Annotated in this window: 15 protein-coding genes and 1 pseudogene; all 16 read left to right on the forward strand. The window is 27.4% G+C overall.

All coding sequences use genetic code 11. The annotated features are described in order from the left end of the window. On the forward strand, positions 1 to 1,326 hold the full coding sequence (locus PG913_RS02545; RefSeq protein WP_271231485.1) for a UDP-glucose dehydrogenase family protein: 1,326 nt from the start codon (positions 1 to 3) through the stop codon (positions 1,324 to 1,326). Then, positions 1,326 to 2,342, forward strand: coding sequence for an NAD-dependent epimerase (locus tag PG913_RS02550; RefSeq protein WP_271231486.1), 1,017 nt, complete (start codon positions 1,326 to 1,328; stop codon positions 2,340 to 2,342). The genes PG913_RS02545 and PG913_RS02550 overlap by 1 nt, the downstream gene beginning before the upstream one ends. Further along, positions 2,332 to 2,763, forward strand: a complete 432-nt coding sequence (locus PG913_RS02555) for a hypothetical protein (RefSeq protein ID WP_271231487.1) — start codon at positions 2,332 to 2,334, stop codon at positions 2,761 to 2,763. Before PG913_RS02550 ends, PG913_RS02555 begins: the two co-directional genes overlap by 11 nt. A gap of 5 nt (positions 2,764 to 2,768) precedes the next feature. Continuing rightward, positions 2,769 to 2,954 (forward strand): annotated as a pseudogene (locus tag PG913_RS12990) (polysaccharide biosynthesis/export family protein); the annotation flags it as partial. A gap of 90 nt (positions 2,955 to 3,044) precedes the next feature. Beyond that, a complete protein-coding gene (locus PG913_RS02560; RefSeq protein WP_271231488.1) occupies positions 3,045 to 4,751 on the forward strand; it encodes a polysaccharide biosynthesis/export family protein in 1,707 nt (568 codons plus the stop codon). Positions 4,752 to 4,759: 8 nt separating this feature from the next. Continuing rightward, positions 4,760 to 5,845, forward strand: a complete 1,086-nt coding sequence (locus PG913_RS02565) for a Wzz/FepE/Etk N-terminal domain-containing protein (RefSeq protein WP_271231489.1) — start codon at positions 4,760 to 4,762, stop codon at positions 5,843 to 5,845. Positions 5,846 to 5,974: 129 nt separating this feature from the next. Beyond that, entirely contained in the window at positions 5,975 to 6,970 is a 996-nt protein-coding gene (locus PG913_RS02570; protein ID WP_271232116.1) for an SDR family oxidoreductase, read from the forward strand. A gap of 7 nt (positions 6,971 to 6,977) precedes the next feature. Further along, positions 6,978 to 8,261: a nucleotide sugar dehydrogenase gene (locus PG913_RS02575; protein ID WP_271231490.1), complete on the forward strand. Its 1,284-nt coding sequence runs from the start codon at positions 6,978 to 6,980 to the stop codon at positions 8,259 to 8,261. 440 nt (positions 8,262 to 8,701) lie between these two features. Beyond that, entirely contained in the window at positions 8,702 to 8,929 is a 228-nt protein-coding gene (locus PG913_RS02580; protein WP_271231491.1) for a hypothetical protein, read from the forward strand. Between the two features lie 86 nt (positions 8,930 to 9,015). Beyond that, positions 9,016 to 10,293: an oligosaccharide flippase family protein gene (locus PG913_RS02585; protein WP_271231492.1), complete on the forward strand. Its 1,278-nt coding sequence runs from the start codon at positions 9,016 to 9,018 to the stop codon at positions 10,291 to 10,293. A gap of 199 nt (positions 10,294 to 10,492) precedes the next feature. Beyond that, positions 10,493 to 11,581 (forward strand): glycosyltransferase family 4 protein, encoded by a 1,089-nt coding sequence (locus tag PG913_RS02590; RefSeq protein ID WP_271231493.1) that lies wholly within the window; start codon positions 10,493 to 10,495, stop codon positions 11,579 to 11,581. Further along, positions 11,581 to 12,606 (forward strand): EpsG family protein, encoded by a 1,026-nt coding sequence (locus tag PG913_RS02595; protein WP_271231494.1) that lies wholly within the window; start codon positions 11,581 to 11,583, stop codon positions 12,604 to 12,606. Before PG913_RS02590 ends, PG913_RS02595 begins: the two co-directional genes overlap by 1 nt. Beyond that, complete coding sequence (locus PG913_RS02600) at positions 12,603 to 13,691, forward strand: glycosyltransferase (RefSeq protein WP_271231495.1); 1,089 nt, start codon at positions 12,603 to 12,605, stop codon at positions 13,689 to 13,691. The genes PG913_RS02595 and PG913_RS02600 overlap by 4 nt, the downstream gene beginning before the upstream one ends. 23 nt (positions 13,692 to 13,714) lie before the next feature. Then, a complete protein-coding gene (locus tag PG913_RS02605) occupies positions 13,715 to 14,776 on the forward strand; it encodes a hypothetical protein (RefSeq protein ID WP_271231496.1) in 1,062 nt (353 codons plus the stop codon). A gap of 42 nt (positions 14,777 to 14,818) precedes the next feature. After that, positions 14,819 to 15,997 (forward strand): glycosyltransferase family 4 protein, encoded by a 1,179-nt coding sequence (locus tag PG913_RS02610; protein WP_271231497.1) that lies wholly within the window; start codon positions 14,819 to 14,821, stop codon positions 15,995 to 15,997. An 83-nt stretch (positions 15,998 to 16,080) separates the two neighbouring features. Then, complete coding sequence (locus PG913_RS02615) at positions 16,081 to 17,274, forward strand: phenylacetate--CoA ligase family protein (RefSeq protein ID WP_271231498.1); 1,194 nt, start codon at positions 16,081 to 16,083, stop codon at positions 17,272 to 17,274. The last annotated feature ends 2 nt before the right edge of the window (positions 17,275 to 17,276 follow it).

The raw sequence follows: 17,276 nt of genomic DNA on the forward strand, positions 1-17,276 counted from the left end.
ATGAATATAGCAGTTGTCGGTTCAGGTTATGTTGGATTAGTTTCAGGAGCTTGTTTTTCTGAAATGGGAAATAAAGTTACTTGTGTAGATATTGACCAAAATAAGATAGATAAATTACTTCAAGGTGTTGTTCCTATTTATGAGCCAGGTTTAGAGAAAATGGTTCTTAAAAATACAGAACAAAAGACACTTCTTTTTACAACTAAATTAGAAGATGCTATTTCTAATGCTGAAATCGTTTTTATCGCCGTAGGAACACCTATGGGGGATGATGGTGCTGCTGATTTACAATATGTTTTGGCTGTTGCAAAGGAAATAGGTCAAAAAATGAATAGTCGCTTAATCATTGTAGACAAATCTACCGTTCCAGTAGGAACGGCTGATAAGGTGAAAATAACTATTCAAGAGCAATTAGACTTAAGAAATATTTCAATTAAATTTGATGTTGTATCTAATCCTGAATTTTTAAAAGAAGGAGATGCTATTAATGATTTTATGAAGCCTGATCGTGTAGTTATTGGTGCTGAAACTGAGTATGCTTTTGATAAAATGAGACAATTATATACGCCGTTTACCATGTCACACGAGCGTTTTATAACTATGGATATTCGTTCAGCAGAAATGACTAAGTATGCTGCAAATGCTATGTTAGCTACTAAAATTTCATTTATGAATGAAATTTCAAATATTTGTGAAAGAGTAGGTGCAGATGTAAATAATGTTAGAGTAGGAATTGGTTCTGATAGTAGAATTGGATATAGTTTTATTTATCCTGGAGCTGGTTACGGTGGATCATGTTTTCCTAAAGATGTAAAAGCTTTAAAGAAAATAGCAGAAGAAAATGGTTATAATGCACAATTAATTACTTCAGTAGAAGAGGTTAATAATCGTCAGAAATTTGTAATTTCTGCAAAAATTGTAAAAAGATTTGGTGAAGATTTATCAGGAAAAACTTTTGGTCTTTGGGGATTAGCCTTTAAACCAGGAACAGATGATATGCGAGAGTCACCAGCTATTTATGTAGTTAAAGAACTTGTAAAAAGAGGTGCTAAGGTAAAAGCATATGATCCTAAAGCAATGGGTGAAGCACAGCATTTTTATTTAAAAGACGTTCAAGGAATTTCATATTTTGAATCAAAGTATGATGTTTTAAAAGATTCTGAAGCTTTAATTATGTTAACAGAATGGAAAGAATTTCGTTCTCCTGATTTCTCTGAAATTAAAAAACAATTAAGTTCTCCTATAATTTTTGATGGAAGAAATCAATATAATGCATTTAGATTAGAAGAGCAAGGTTTTGAATATTATCAAATAGGAAAAAATTAATGAAAATATTAGTTACAGGAGCTGCTGGTTTTATTGGTTTTCATTTAAGTCAAAGACTTTTAGAAAAAGGGTTTGAGGTTGTTGGTGTTGATAATATTAACGATTATTATGACATTAATCTTAAATATGCTAGGTTAAATGAACTAGGTGTTAAAAGAGAAGAGGCATCTCTTTTTTATAAGGAGTCTAAGAGTGAATCAAATGATAAGTTTAAATTTATCAGACTTAATTTAGAAGATAAAACAGAATTATTTGAGTTATTTAAAACTCAAGAATTTGATGTTGTTTGTAACTTAGCAGCACAGGCAGGTGTGCGTTATAGTATTGAAAACCCTGATGCATATATTCAAAGTAATGTTGTAGGTTTTTTAAATATTTTAGAATGTTCTAGGCATCATGCTATAAAACATTTAGTATACGCTAGTAGTTCTAGTGTTTATGGTGCTAATGCAAAAATTCCTTTTTCAGAAGAAGATAAAGTTGATGAGCCAGTAAGTTTGTATGCAGCTACTAAAAAAAGTAACGAATTAATGGCACATACGTATAGTCATTTATACAAAATACCAACTACAGGTTTACGTTTTTTTACGGTTTATGGACCTTGGGGAAGACCTGATATGGCACCTGTTTTATTTGCTGATGCAATGATAAATAATCGTTCTATAAAAGTTTTTAATCATGGAGATATGGAACGTGATTTCACCTATATAGATGATATTGTTACAGGTATTGAAAAAATAATTGTTAAACCAATATCAACTAGAAATCTATATAAAATATATAATATTGGAAATAACGATTCGGTAAAATTATTAGATTTTATTACTGAAATAGAAAAAAATATAGGTAAAGTAGCTCAAAAAAAAATGTTACCAATGCAACCAGGTGATGTGAAAAAAACATGGGCGAATGTAGATGAATTAATTAAAGATTATAATTATCAACCTACAACTTCTTTAGATAAAGGAATTAAAGAGTTTATTAATTGGTTTAAAATATTTCAAATTGAAAAGTAAAATAACATTTAAAAAAGAAATAATAAAAGCTGTTTTTATTATTTTTCTATCATTTTTTAGTTTTGTGGTATCTGCTCAAGGTGTATCATCACAGTTGAATAATATTCAAGTTGATAATCTTTCAGATAAACAAGTTGTTAGTTATCGTGATAAAATAAAACAACAAGGGTATACTTTAGAACAAGCTTTAGTTATGGCTAAATCTAAAGGAATGCCTGAAATAGAAGCTCAAAAATTAAAAACGAGAATACTTAATTTAGGAAACTCGAGTGTAGCCAAAACAGATGGAAATAAAATATTAAAAACTCAAGATAATATTTACTTTGGGTTAACAGGAAAAAGAAGTGAAGCTCAAAAAAAGAAAAACTTTTTGGGTATGACTTTTTTAATAATCCGAGTATTTCTTTTACACCAAACTTAAATGTAATAGCTCCTGAAAATTATATTATCGGAGCAGGAGATGTTATTTCTGTTGATTTATGGGGTGCAGCTGAAGTTAATTACGATAAAAAAGTAAATAAGCAAGGAGCAATTAATATTCAAGGAGTTGGATATATTCATTTAGTAGGGTTACCTATTAAAGCTGCCAAATCAAAAATCAAAAATAATTTAAAGAAAATTTATGCTGGAATTGGAGCTTCTTCCAATAGTTATAATAAAGTTAATATTGCAGTTTCTATAAAAGAAGTACGAAATGTTCAAGTGAGTATTGTAGGTGAAGTTAAAGTACCTGGTTCATATTCGTTAAGTGCATTTTCTACTGTTTTAAATTCATTATACGCAGCAGGTGGACCAACAAAAAATGGAACACTTAGAAATATTAGGCTTTTTAGAGCAGGAGAAAAAGTTGCTGATTTTGATTTTTATGATTTTTTAGTAAACGGATTAGAGAAAGGAAACATAACAGTACAAGATCAAGATGTTATAATTGTTAAACCATACGATAAATTAGTAACAATTGAAGGAGCTGTTAAAAGACCAGGTTTGTATGAAATGAAAACTTCTGAAACTGTTTCAGATTTATTAAAATATTGTAGTGGTTTTGTTTCAAACGCATACAAACAAAATATTGTTGTTGAAAGAGTTAATGGGATTCAAAAAGAAATTTTAGAAATACCTCAAGCAAAATTATCTGTAGAAAAATTAAGAGATGGCGATTTTATAAGAATTAATCAAATTACAGATAAATTTTTAAACAAAATAACTATAACAGGAGCCGTATTTCAACCTGGAAATTATCAATATAAAGAAAATTTATCGGTTGCTGACTTATTAAAAAAAGCAGAAGGGATTACTCAAGAAGCTTTTTTAGATAGAGCTATTATCACTAGAACTTATGATCAAACAAATAAAGAAACAATTTCATTTTCATTAAAAGAAAATAACGAAAATTTGTTCTTAAAAGCAAATGATAAAGTTTATATTTTTAGTAAAAATGAGCTAAAAGAAAAAGAGTTTATTACTATTAATGGTGCTGTAAATAAAGTTAAAAAAATTGATTTTACAGAAGGTTTGCAAATAGAAGATTTAATAGCGCTTGCAGGAGGTTTAAAAGATGGTGCAGATGCTACTAATATTGATGTTTCAAGAAGATTAAAGGATGGGAGTTTTGAAACCGTTAGTAAGAATTTTAACCTTAGTGCAAATACTAGCTTGAAGGGAACTGCTAGTAATAATTTCACTTTAAAACCTTTTGATATTATTTCTGTAAGATATTTAAAAGGATATACTAAACAGAAAAATGTGTTTATTAAAGGAGAAGTTAATTTTAAAGGTGCATATTCAATAGGATTAAAAAATGAAAAAATATCAGATTTAATTAAAAAAGCAGGTGGATTAACAAAATTTGCATACGTTCAAGGAGCTTTTTTAACGAGAAAAAATAATAAAAAAGAAGATAAAAAACAATTAGAAACACTTGTTGAAAATACTTCAGGTGTTAATACATCAGAAATAAAGAAGAATAAATCGTTTAAAGTAGGAATAAATTTACATAAAATATTAGCCAAAGGAGGTGAATCATCAAAATATAATTTAATTCTAGAAGAAGGTGATGAACTGTTTATTCCTTCAGAAAGACAAACCGTAAAAGTAGAAGGAGAAGTATTGTCTCCATCATTAGTTAGATACGAAAAGTCAAGGAGTTTTAAACAGTATATTGAAAACTCTGGTGGTTTTTCTTCAAAAGCAAAGAGAAATAGGGCTTATGTAATCTATGCGAATGGTGATATTAAAACAACAAAAAGTTTTTTATTCTTTAAATCATACCCAAAAGTAAAAGCAGGCTCTGTAATTTTAGTACCTCATAAGCCTCAAAATGTTAGAAAAGTATCAACACAGGAAGTTATTGCTATAACAACAGGTTTAGCTACGTTAGGGATTTTAGTTAAAACATTAACAGATAAATAGTGAGCAATATGGAAGATAAAAATACATACAATACTTCTGATGAAGTAGATTTATTGGGTTTATTTAAAACTATTTGGAATGGAAGAAAAACAATACTTCGTTTCTTACTTATTTTTGGATTCATAGGATTATTTATTGCTATTTTTTCAGCCAAACAATATACTGCTTCTACTATTTTAGTACCTCAATTGTCAAAGAATAATAGTAGTAATTTAGGTGGGTTAGCAGCTTTAGCAGGGATTAATTTAGGTAGTGGAAATACTGAAAGTATCAGTCCAAATTTATATCCTAAAATTACAGAAAGTATTCTTTTTAAAAAAGAATTATTAAATATTCCTTTGAAATTTTCTTATCTAGAAAAAGAAGTTACCTATAAAGAATATTACCTCAAACATCAAAAAACAAACGTACTCTCTTTTGTAAAGAGTTATACTATAGGACTTCCTGGTAAATTAATTGGATTGTTTAGGAAAAAACCTAACGTTATAATAGAAACAGTAAAAGAAAACGATGGTATTCATAGGTTAGAATTACAAGAAATAAACCTTTTCAGAAACTTAGGGAATCAATTAGATTTAGATATTAATGGTAAAGAAGGGTATGTGAAAATCTCTTTTTCGATGCCTGAAGCTTTGCCTGCTGCACAAATGGCTAAAAAAGTAAAAGAGTTATTACAAAAGACAATTACTGAATTTAAGGTACAGAAAGTAAAAGAGGAATTTATTTTTATAGAAGAACGTTACAATGAATTAAAAACAGACTTCGAAAAAAAACAAGTAATATTAGCTAGTTTTAGAGATAGAAATCAAGGATTAATAACCTCACGCTCAAAATCTCGTTTACAAAGTTTACAATCTGATTATAATTTAGCACACACCGTTTATTCTGAATTAGCGAAACAATTAGAAACACAAAAAATTAAACTAAAAGAAAATACACCAGTATTTACAGTTATAGAACCTGTAAGTGTACCTCTTCTGAAATCTAAACCTAGTAGAGTAAAGATTTTTATAATATGGTTATTCCTAGGGGTTATACTAGGAGTAGGAACTATTTTTGGGAGAAATTGGATTAAAAAATTGAAAGATGATTAAAATGTGTTATTTAGTTTAAAATATTTATTTTTTATGAGAATAAAACTTAAAAGTATTTTACATTAGCTTCTTAATAATTTAATTAAACACTATAAAAATTTCTTTACTATATATAAGGTAGAGTGACATATAAAAGATGATAAAAGAAAAAAATCTAAAAATATATTAATAACAGGTGGAGCAGGTTTTATAGGTTCTAATTTAGTAGCCTATTTTTTAGAAAAAAAGTACAAGGTAACAGTGTTGGATAATTTTTCAACGGGGTATCATCATAATATTGAACCTTTTTTTAATAATCCTGATTTTAATTTAATAGAAGGAGATATTAGAGATTTAGAAACGTGTAAAAAAGCCTGTGAAAACAAAGATTATGTTTTACATCAAGCAGCTCTAGGTTCAGTTCCTCGCTCTATTGAAGACCCAGTTACAACTAATGATGTTAATACCTCAGGGTTTTTAAATATGTTAGTTGCAGCAAGAGATGCAAGTGTAAAGCGTTTTGTATATGCAGCAAGTTCATCTACTTATGGAGATTCTGAATCTTTACCAAAAGTAGAAGATGTTATAGGGAAACCATTATCACCTTACGCTATTACAAAATATGTAAACGAATTATATGCAGATGTTTTTGGTAAAATGTATGGTTTAGAATGTATTGGTTTACGATATTTTAATGTTTTTGGAAGAAAACAAAATCCAAACGGAGCTTATGCAGCGGTAATTCCTAAATTTGTAATTCAGTTGATGAATTATGAAAGCCCTATTATTAATGGAGATGGAACATATTCAAGAGATTTTACATATATCGATAATGTAATTCAAATGAATGAAAGAGCAATGCTTGCTGATTCTGAAGTTGCTATAAATACTGTTTATAATACTGCTGTTGGAGATAGAACAACTATCAAAGAAATGGTTAATTTATTGAAAGAATATCTTTCGGAATATGATGCTAAAATAGGCGATGTTGAAATTACACATGGTCCTAACAGATTAGGAGATATTCCTCATTCATTAGCATCTATTGAAAAAGCAAAGAAAAATTTAGGGTATAAGCCAACACATGAATTCGCAAAAGGATTAAAGGAGGCTGTTTCTTGGTATTGGGAAAATTTAGAAAAATAGTTAAAAGATGATTAAAAAAATTGCAGTTATAGGTTTAGGATATGTAGGATTACCATTAGCAAGATTATTTGCTACAAAGTATCCCGTAGTTGGTTTTGATATTAATGAAGCAAGAGTTTCTGATTTAAATAATGGACATGATGATACTTTAGAGGTATCTGATGAATTATTGCAATCTGTATTGATAAAAGAAAATCCATTTAAGCAAAATAATAACGGGTTATTATGTTCTGCAAATACACAAGATCTTAAAGATGCAAATATATACGTAGTAACAGTTCCAACACCTGTAGATAAAAACAATCGTCCTATTTTAACACCTTTAGTAAAGGCTAGTGAAACAATAGGTAAGGTTTTGAAAAAAGGAGATATTGTTATTTATGAATCTACTGTTTACCCTGGAGCAACAGAAGAAGAATGTATTCCTGTATTAGAAAGAGTTTCGGGAATGAAATTTAATGAAGATTTTTACGCGGGATATTCTCCAGAAAGAATTAATCCAGGAGATAAAGAGCATACGGTTGAAAAAATATTAAAAGTAACCTCAGGCTCTACACCTGAAATAGGAGTAGTAGTTGATGGAATTTATAAATCGGTAATTACTGCTGGTACACACTTAGCGCCAACGATTAAAGTTGCCGAAGCGGCAAAAGTAATTGAAAATTCACAAAGAGATATTAATATCGCTTTTGTAAATGAATTGGCAAAAATATTCAATTTAATGGATATTGATACCCACGCAGTTTTAGAAGCTGCTGGTACAAAATGGAATTTCTTACCTTTTAAACCAGGTTTAGTTGGAGGACATTGTATTGGTGTTGACCCTTACTATTTGGCACAAAAAGCACAAGAATTTGGGTATCATCCAGAAATTATTTTGGCAGGAAGAAGATTAAATGATTCTATGGGGAAATATGTTGCCGAGCAAGTGGTTAAAACCATGATTAAAAAAGATATTCCTGTAAATAAAGCAGAAGTATTAATGTTAGGAGTTACATTTAAAGAAAATTGCCCTGATGTTCGTAATACGAAAATTATTGATGTAATTCTAGCATTAGAAGATTATGGAATGAAGGTAACCACCTACGATCCTTGGGCTAATCCGACGGAAGTGAAGCATGAATACGCAATAGAAAGTATACAAGAATTACCTAAAAGACAGTTTAGTGCTATTGTTTTAGGTGTTGCTCATAATGAATTTAAAGACTTAGATTTAGTAGCAATAACAAAAGAAACTTCTATTGTTTATGATGTAAAAGGGATTTTAGAGAATAGTGATAATAGGTTGTAGAGGTTTTTTGATAAAATAATAACAATAATTTTTTATAATATTTTAATAAGAATAGAAAAGGTTATTTTCTATTCTTATTAGGATTGTTAAAAGAGAATCAAATTATTTGTTTTAGGAAGATTTTCCTGTCTTAGAGAATAATCCACTAAAAGTTATTAGAGGCTATCTAAAAGAGAATAAGAAATATAATTTTGGTGAAATTAAAAGAACTCCCTACCTTCTTCTGTAGATAATATAATTAAAACGAATAAAAAAGTTTATTATATTCATTTTAAAGATAGTAAGTTTTTAAAACAGTTACCATTTATAAATGACACTATAGCTTATTATGATGGTTGGCATTTAAATATTTATAGGGCTGAAAAATTTTCTGAAAACTATGAAAAAGAATTCCTCCAATTTTTAAATGATAATGATATTTTAAAAAATAGTCAAAACTAATGAAAATATTACTAACGGGTTTTATCTGTTTTTATCTAAGTAAAAAATTTTTAGAAAAATGTTTTCAAGTGGTTGGTATTAATGATATTAACTATTATTTTGATGTGAATCTTAAATCTGTCATATTTAAAAATATTAGTATCAGTAAATTAAGTGCTAGTCTTTTTTATCAATTTAATTTAGAAGATAAAAAAATAACGCTTTTAAAAAGAAAACGTTTAATTTAGATGTAATAAGTAAAACAACTTCTATTGTTTATGATGTGAAAGGGATTTTAGAGAATAGTGATAATAGGTTGTAGTATATAAACATAATGAGAGATAAATTTAATCAAATAAAAATTTTACTTAATAATAATAAAAAAATAATAGAGAATTATTCATTTATGACTATTTTAAAGTTGTTAAATGTGTTTTTTGGGTTGTTAGTTTATCCGTACGCTTTGAGTAAATTGGGTTCTGAAACCTATGGAATTTATATTTTGGCACTATCAACAATAATATTTCTAACTACTTTAGTTCGGTTTTCTTTAGATTTGTTAGGAACTAAAGAAATAGTAGAGAATATAACGGATTTACATAAAAAATCAGAAATAGTATCTTCTGTAGTTTTTAGTCGATTATTATTATCTTTAGTCGCTTTACTCATACTCTTTTTATTGCAATTTTTCTTTGTTTTTATTGAAGAATATTTTTATATTTATTTGCTTTGTTTTTTAACTTGTTTCTCTCAAGTGTTTTTTCACCCTTGGTATTTTCAAGCAATACAAAAAATGCGAATTGTAACTTATATACAAGTAGCTTTTAAAATTTTATCATTACCTTTTATTTTTTTATTTGTGAAAACCCCGTCAGATTTATCTTTATTTGTGGCTATTACAATGATTAGTGCTTTTTTTGGTGCTGTAATTGCTTTCATTTATTTGTTGAAAGTTGAAAGGATAAAGATATTTTGGGTTGGCTTTAAAACTGTTAAAAATTATTTAACTTTAAGTTTGCCTTTATTTTTTACACAAATAATGGTTACAATTAAATCACAATCAATAATACAATTTATAGGAGTATATTTTGGTATGCATGAAGTTGCCTTGTATGATTTAGCACAGAAAATATTTAATATCCCTACGATGCTTGTATTGAGTATAAATGCAGCTATATTTCCTAAATTTGCAAATAATCCAAGCCAGAAAAATATAAATAAGGTAATAAAATATGAGTATATTATTAGTTTTTTCTGTATGTTAAGTATAATAGTGCTGGGTAAATGGGCTGTTTTAATATTAGGTGGAGAAAAGATGCAAGAAGCATATTACATTCTTGTTATTTTAAGTTTTAATGTTTTATTTTATTTAGTTATTGGAGCGTATCATTACTTTATTTTTATCCTAAATGATAGAGCAGATTTGGTGTCTAAAAATCAATTAATAGCATTGATTAGTTTGATTGTATTTAGCACTATTGGTTTGAGTTTCTATTTTAGTATTTATGTATTTGCAGTGGCATTGGTATTATCAGGAATGGCTGAGTTAGTGTATTGTATTTTGAAATCTAAAAAAATAACAGAATTAAATAATCTTAAGCAAATTTTATAAATGAAATATTCAGTATTGGTAATAGTTCTATAATGTTTAAAAATATATTGAAGGATTTGTTAATACTTTATTGAAACTAAATGTTTTTTAGATGAAATTTAAACAGGCTATTATTATTGTAAATAAAATTATTTATATACTTGATTTAAAGTTTTTACTTGTTTGGTTAAGTTAATTAATGATTAAGAAAAAAAATACTATGAAGAAAATACTATTTACCATATCAAATGTAGAAGCAAGAGGTGGTACAGAGCGTACTACTTATATTGTTGCGAGTGGTTTGGCTGAAAGAGGATATGATGTGTATTTGTTTTCTACTAAAGGAAAGGTAGAAGATATTGCTTATGAATATAGTGATAAAATTAATTTTATTATTCAAGAAACAGGTACAAATAAATTATTTTCATTTATACGTTATATTTATTGTTTAAGTAGGTTTTTAGTGAAAAATAAAATAACTACTTTGGTTAGTGTAGAAGCAATGTCTGTATTATTTACTTTCCCTACATTGCTACTTACATTTAGAAGAAAAAAAACACAATATGTTGTTTGGGAGCATTTTAACGCTTCGGTTACATTGGATAAAAAATTAAGGGTTTGGTGTAGGATGTTAGCAAGTAAATATGCAAATACTATCGTTACTTTAACACAAAGAGATGTAGCCTTATGGCAATATAAATTCAATGTAAAAGCACAAATATTATCTATATCAAATGCATCACCTTTTGAAGTTTCTAACAAAAGATATGCTTGTGATAGTAAAAATATAATCGCGATAGGTCGTTTAAGTTACCAAAAAGGTTTTGATAAGTTAATAACTATTGTTTCAAAATTGAAAGAAACACAAGATATAACAGGTTGGAAACTTCAGATTATAGGTAGTGGGGAAAATAAAGAAGCTTTAGAAAAACAAATTAAAGATTTAGATGTTGAAGATGTAGTAGAGATGGTAGCTAATACACCTAAGATAAAAGAATATTATCAAAATGCTTCATTTTTAGCGATGACCTCTCGTTTTGAAGGATTACCTATGACATTACTTGAAGGACAATCTTATGGATTACCACTTATTGCTTATGATTGTTTAACAGGACCTTCAGAGGTAATTAATGATAGTAATAATGGATTTATAATACCCGATGATAATGAAAATTCTTTTATAAATAAATTAAAGGAGTTAATGAATAATCAAGTATTAAGAACACAAATGAGTAGACAAGCAAAACTAGATATCGCTAATTTTTCAGAAGAAAAGATTATTAATAAATGGGTTGATTTGATAAATTAATGAATAAAATATTAAAAAATATTATTCCTTGTTTTTTTGCGACTATATATGCCTTATGGTTGTCTAGGTTACCTTTTTATTTATTTAAAGATAGGGATAACTATCTTGATTATGCAACAGATTCAGAAGGCTTAATTGATTATTTTACAAGAATTAATAATGTTGTATTATTTTTTAGAGAACCTTTGTGGCTGTATTTTAATAAATGGTTAATCTTTTTAGAGGATCCTGAATTAACGGTGCAAATATTTGTGTTTTTTGTTTGTTTTTCTGTGTTTATTTTTCTTTATAAAAACACTAAAAATATTTTATTTTTTCTAATTTTTCTAATTTTTCTATTTTTTAATGTACAGGCATTTGCTATGCAGTTAGTTACTTTTAGACAAGGTATTGGTGTTGCTTTTTTATTTTGGTATATCTTGTTATTTAAAGAGCATTTAACACATAAAAAACTAATCATTTTATTTACATGTTTAGCTTTAATTCACGCTTCTTTTTTCATAATACTTGCTGTTATTATATTAGACTGGTTTTTGTTAAATTATTTAAAATTTAAAAACGTTTATTTAAGGGTATTTACATTTACTATTGTATTTTTAATCATAAATATTTTGATTGCTCAGGTTGCTAAATACTTAGGAACAAAAGCACAATTAAATGGAGAAATTAGTGTGGGCGGAGGTGCATTTTTAATGTATGGAGTTATTTTTTTATATCTTCTTTTTGTAAAATCTAAAAAACAAGAAAATAGAATACAAGAGTTTTATTATATTTTTGCTTTGTCAGGGTTAGTTATTTACCTTACTTCTTACTTTACTTCGGGTATAGGTGGACGTTTGATAGGTACTTTTATTCCATTTTTTTATTTAGCAATTATGTATAGGGCAAAAACGGAAGATTTGTTATTTGTATTATTACTAATCTTTGTAAATTCATATTTATTTTTTAAAGGAGCAATTGAAGGGTTTACTAACGTTTCAGTAGATGAATTATTAAGTGAAATATTTAGTTTTAATATATTATGAAAATACTACAAATAATAAATAGTCTAGAGACAGGTGGAGCAGAAAAATTGATGGTTGATAGTGTACCTGTCTATTCTAAACAGGTAGAATTTATTGATGTATTGTTGTTAAAAGATTCTAACACTAAATTTAGAGAAAAATTACAAAGTAAAAATATAAAAGTAACTAGCTTAACAAAAGGCTCATTATATAATCCATTATTATTTTTTAAAATTATTCCTTTTTTTAAAAAATATGATGTAATACATGCACATTTATTCCCTACATTATATTGGGTAGTGTTAGCTAAGTTAATAAGTTTTTCTAAAATATCTATCGTTTATACAGAACATAGTACAAACAATAAACGAAGAGATAATGTTATTTTTAAATTAATAGATAAATTCATTTATGCAAAATTATCAAAAATTGGTTGTATATCCGAAGGAACATTTACAAATTTAGAAGAACATATAGGAACTTCAGAAAAATTATCTGTTATCACTAATGGGATTGTATTGGAGGATTTCAATAATCAACAAGTAAAACAAAAAGCATTAACGTATGATTTTTTTTCAAAAGAAGATTTTGTGTTAATTCAGGTTTCTAGTTTCAGAGAACAAAAAGATCAAAAAACATTGATTAAATCGCTACAATTATTACCTAAAAAAGTTAAACTATTATTGGTTGGTGATGGACATTTAAGGAAAGAAAATGAAATGCTTGTAAAAGAATTAGATTTAATAGATCGTGTAAAATTCTTAGGAAATCGATATGATATTCCTGAATTAATGAATTATGCAGATGTTGATGTATTATCTTCTGTATATGAGGGTTTTGGTTTGGTTGTGGTAGAAGGAATGGCAGCAGGAAAACCTGTCATTGCAAGTAATGTTTCAGGTGTTAAAGAAATCGTTGAAAATAGTGGTTTATTATTTGAAGTAGGTAATGAAAAAGAACTATCTAAAAAAATACAGTTTTTAATGAATGAAAATAATTATAATGAAATAGCCGATAAGTGCTATTTGAGAGCACAAGATTATTCAATAAAAAAAATGGTAGATAATTACATTAAAATTTACAAATCATGTATAGTAAAAAACTAAAATTTCTTGTTTTTATACTTTTTTTGAGTTTAAACTCTTGTGTACATAGTCAAGGTTTTCATTATAAAAAAGTAGATGGTATTCCTGTTTTTATTAAAGATTTTAAAGAAGGGAAAGAATGTAGAGCTTTATTAAAAAACACAGAATACACTGATGTTACGGATTACCTTCCTGCTAATTATATTAAAGATGCAAGCGTAGATTATACCAAGTATTTACAACAGGCTATTGATGAAAACTTGAATATTGTAATGCCTAATTTTCCTATTCTAATAAATGATAAAGGGTTGTCTTTAAGGGATAATCAAAAAATGGTTTTTAAAAGAAAATCTAAATTAATTTTAAAATCTTCTGCAAAAACTAATTACGAAATGCTTCGTGTAAATAATAAAACAAATGTTTATATTTTTTCACCTAAATTAGTTGGTGATAGATACGAACATTTGAATGAAAAAGGAGAGTGGGGAATGGGTATTTCTATAAAATCTTCGAGTAACATAGAAATAATTAACCCTCAAATTAAAAAGTGTTGGGGTGACGGAATTTACTTAGGGCAAATAGGTGATAAAATAAATAAGAACATTTCAATTAATTATGGTCTTATTGATGAAAATAGAAGGAATGGAATTTCTATAATTAGTGTAGATGGGCTGTCTATATCTAATTTAACAATAGCTAATACAAACGGAACTAATCCACAAGCTGGAATTGACTTTGAACCTAATGCAAATAATGAAAATTTAAACAACATAAAAATCCAGAATATGTATACATTTAATAATAAAAATATAGGGATGTTATTTGTGTTAGGAAATTTAAATCTTGAAGATAATAGGGCAAATTTTTATATCGAGAATTTTTCTGATAGTTTTTCTAAACGATCAGTTGCATTTCATAATATGAAAAATACAAATATATATGGGAATATTTTTATTAAAAATTTCAACTCTAATAATTGTAAAAATCCTATATATGTATTCAAAAATTCGTTACCTGCAAATTTAAAAATAAAGATTGATGTTGGTGAGAATAAATTAAAGGCAACTAATATTAAGTTGATGAATATTAAGCTATTGCATGACTAATAAAAAAACTAAATTAAACACTAAAACGGAACCTTGCAATAAATGAAAAAACCAAAAATAATAAGAATTACCACCGTACCAGGCTCATTAAATAGCTTGTTAAAAGGGCAATCTAAATTTATGTCGGAAAATGGCTTTGAAGTGGTTGGTGTTTCTTCTAAAGGGGAACGATTACAACAAGTAGCAATCGAAGAACAAATACGAGTAGAAGGTATAGATATGTCTCGTAAAATAACCCCTCTTCAAGATTTAAAATCATTATGGAAAATGTATCGGTTTTTGAAAAAAGAAAAACCAGAAATTGTACATAGTCATACCCCGAAAGCAGGAACTATCGGTATGATGGCTGCAAAATTAGCAGGTGTACCATATCGTTTACACACCATTGCAGGGTTACCACTAATGGAAGCCACAGGTAAAAAACGATACTTATTAAATGCCGTAGAAAAATTAACTTATGCTTGTGCTACCAAAATATACCCTAATTCTAAAGGCTTATATGATTTTATTTTAGAACAAAAATTTACTTCAAAAAATAAATTGAAGGTAATTGCTAATGGTTCTTCTAATGGAATTAATGTAGAACACTTTAGTCCTAAGCAAATAAGTGAAATTACCAAAACAGAATTAAAAGAATCATTAGGGATTAAACAGCAAGATTTTGTTTTTATATTTGTTGGTAGGTTAGTAAGTGATAAAGGAATTAATGAGTTGGTTGAGGCTTTTCAGCAAATAAAAGATAATACAAGTAAATCAGTTAAATTACTATTAGTAGGACCAGAAGAAAGAGAATTAGATCCTTTAGATGAAAAAACCATAAAGTTAATAGATGAAGATACTAATATTATTGCAGTAGGTTATCAAAAGGATGTTAGACCCTATTTTGCAATTGCAGATGCTTTAACATTTCCTAGTTATAGAGAAGGATTTCCTAACGTAGTTATGCAAGCAGGTGCTATGGGATTGCCAAGTATAGTATCAGATATAAATGGATGTAATGAAATAATTGAAGAAAATAAAAATGGTCTAATAGTTTCAGTGAAAAGTGTAGAAGTATTAAGTAAAGCAATGCTTCAAATGCTAGAAAACGAAAATTTAAATTCTCAATTACAACAGAATAGCCGAAAAATGATTGTAAATTATTACAAACAAAGTGTAGTTTGGAATGCATTGTTAGAAGAGTATAAGATTTTGTTAAATGTCAAAGGTAAAGTATTATGAATATAAGAGAATTAGGATTTAATCTAATTGATTTTCTCAAGGGAAGCCCAGTTAAAAAGGAGTATTTAAAATATGAAAAACTCATGTTTTCTAAATATGATGAGTCTTCATATCAGGAGCAATGTAGAAGATTGAATAAGGTGTTAAAATATAGTGCTAAAAAAATCCCCTTTTACAATGGGATTAATCATAATTCTTTACAAAATTATCCTGTAGTTACTAAAGATGTTATTAGGCAACAGCAAGAAAATTTTATTAGTCCTGATTATGATATATCCAAATTAACTCAATATCATACGAGTGGTTCAACAGGAACACCTTTTTTTGTGTATTATAGTCCTTATAAAGTTTTGTGTAACCATGTATCACTTATTTACCATTATAGGGAGTTAGGCTACAATATTGGAGATAAAATGTTTTATTTTCGAGCATGGAATGATTTAAATAATATGTCTTTTTTTACAAGGTTAAAAAAGAATATGGTAATGCAAAACTGTAGTGCTACCAAATCAAATATGGATTTTTTTTTTAAGAACCTAGATACTTCTAATAACTATTTATTAGGTTATGTATCTTCTTTTGTTGCTTACAGCCAAAAGTTAAAAGATAAAAAGGTTGAAGGAGTTAATGCTATCATAACAGGTAGCGAACATCTTTCAGATTCTGACAGGAATTATATTTCTAAAGCTTTTTCAGCACCTGTATATTCTCGTTATTCAAACGAGGAAAATGGAATTATTTCTCAGCAAATTATTGAAGATTCGTCAAAATTTAGAATAAATTGGCCTGATATTTGGCTTGAGATATTAAAAATTGATAGTGATGAACCTGTATTACCTGGTGAACAGGGACGTGTGGTAATTACTGATTTATGTAATTTAGCAATGCCAATTATTCGTTATGATACAGGAGATTTGTCATCGTATGATAAAATTGATAAATATAAAAATTCATTACTATGGATGAATAATATTGACGGTCGTTTGGTAGATAGTCTTTATGATACATCAGGTGAAATATTAAATTCATTTCATATCGTAAACTTATTTTGGAATACACAAGATTATTTGGATACTTTTCAGTTTATTCAAGAAGAGCAGAAAAAATACCTTTTAAAATATGTTTCAGATATAGAAATTGATGAAATATTGTTTTCTGAAATAATCAAGAATTTGATAGGAAAAGATGCAGATTTACAATTTGAAAAAGTTGATAAAATACCTTTACTTCGTTCTGGTAAAAGAAGGTATGTAATGAATAATTATAAAAAGATATAACT

The sequence above is a fragment of the Tenacibaculum pacificus genome (assembly GCF_027941775.1).
GTDB lineage: Bacteria > Bacteroidota > Bacteroidia > Flavobacteriales > Flavobacteriaceae > Polaribacter > Polaribacter pacificus_A.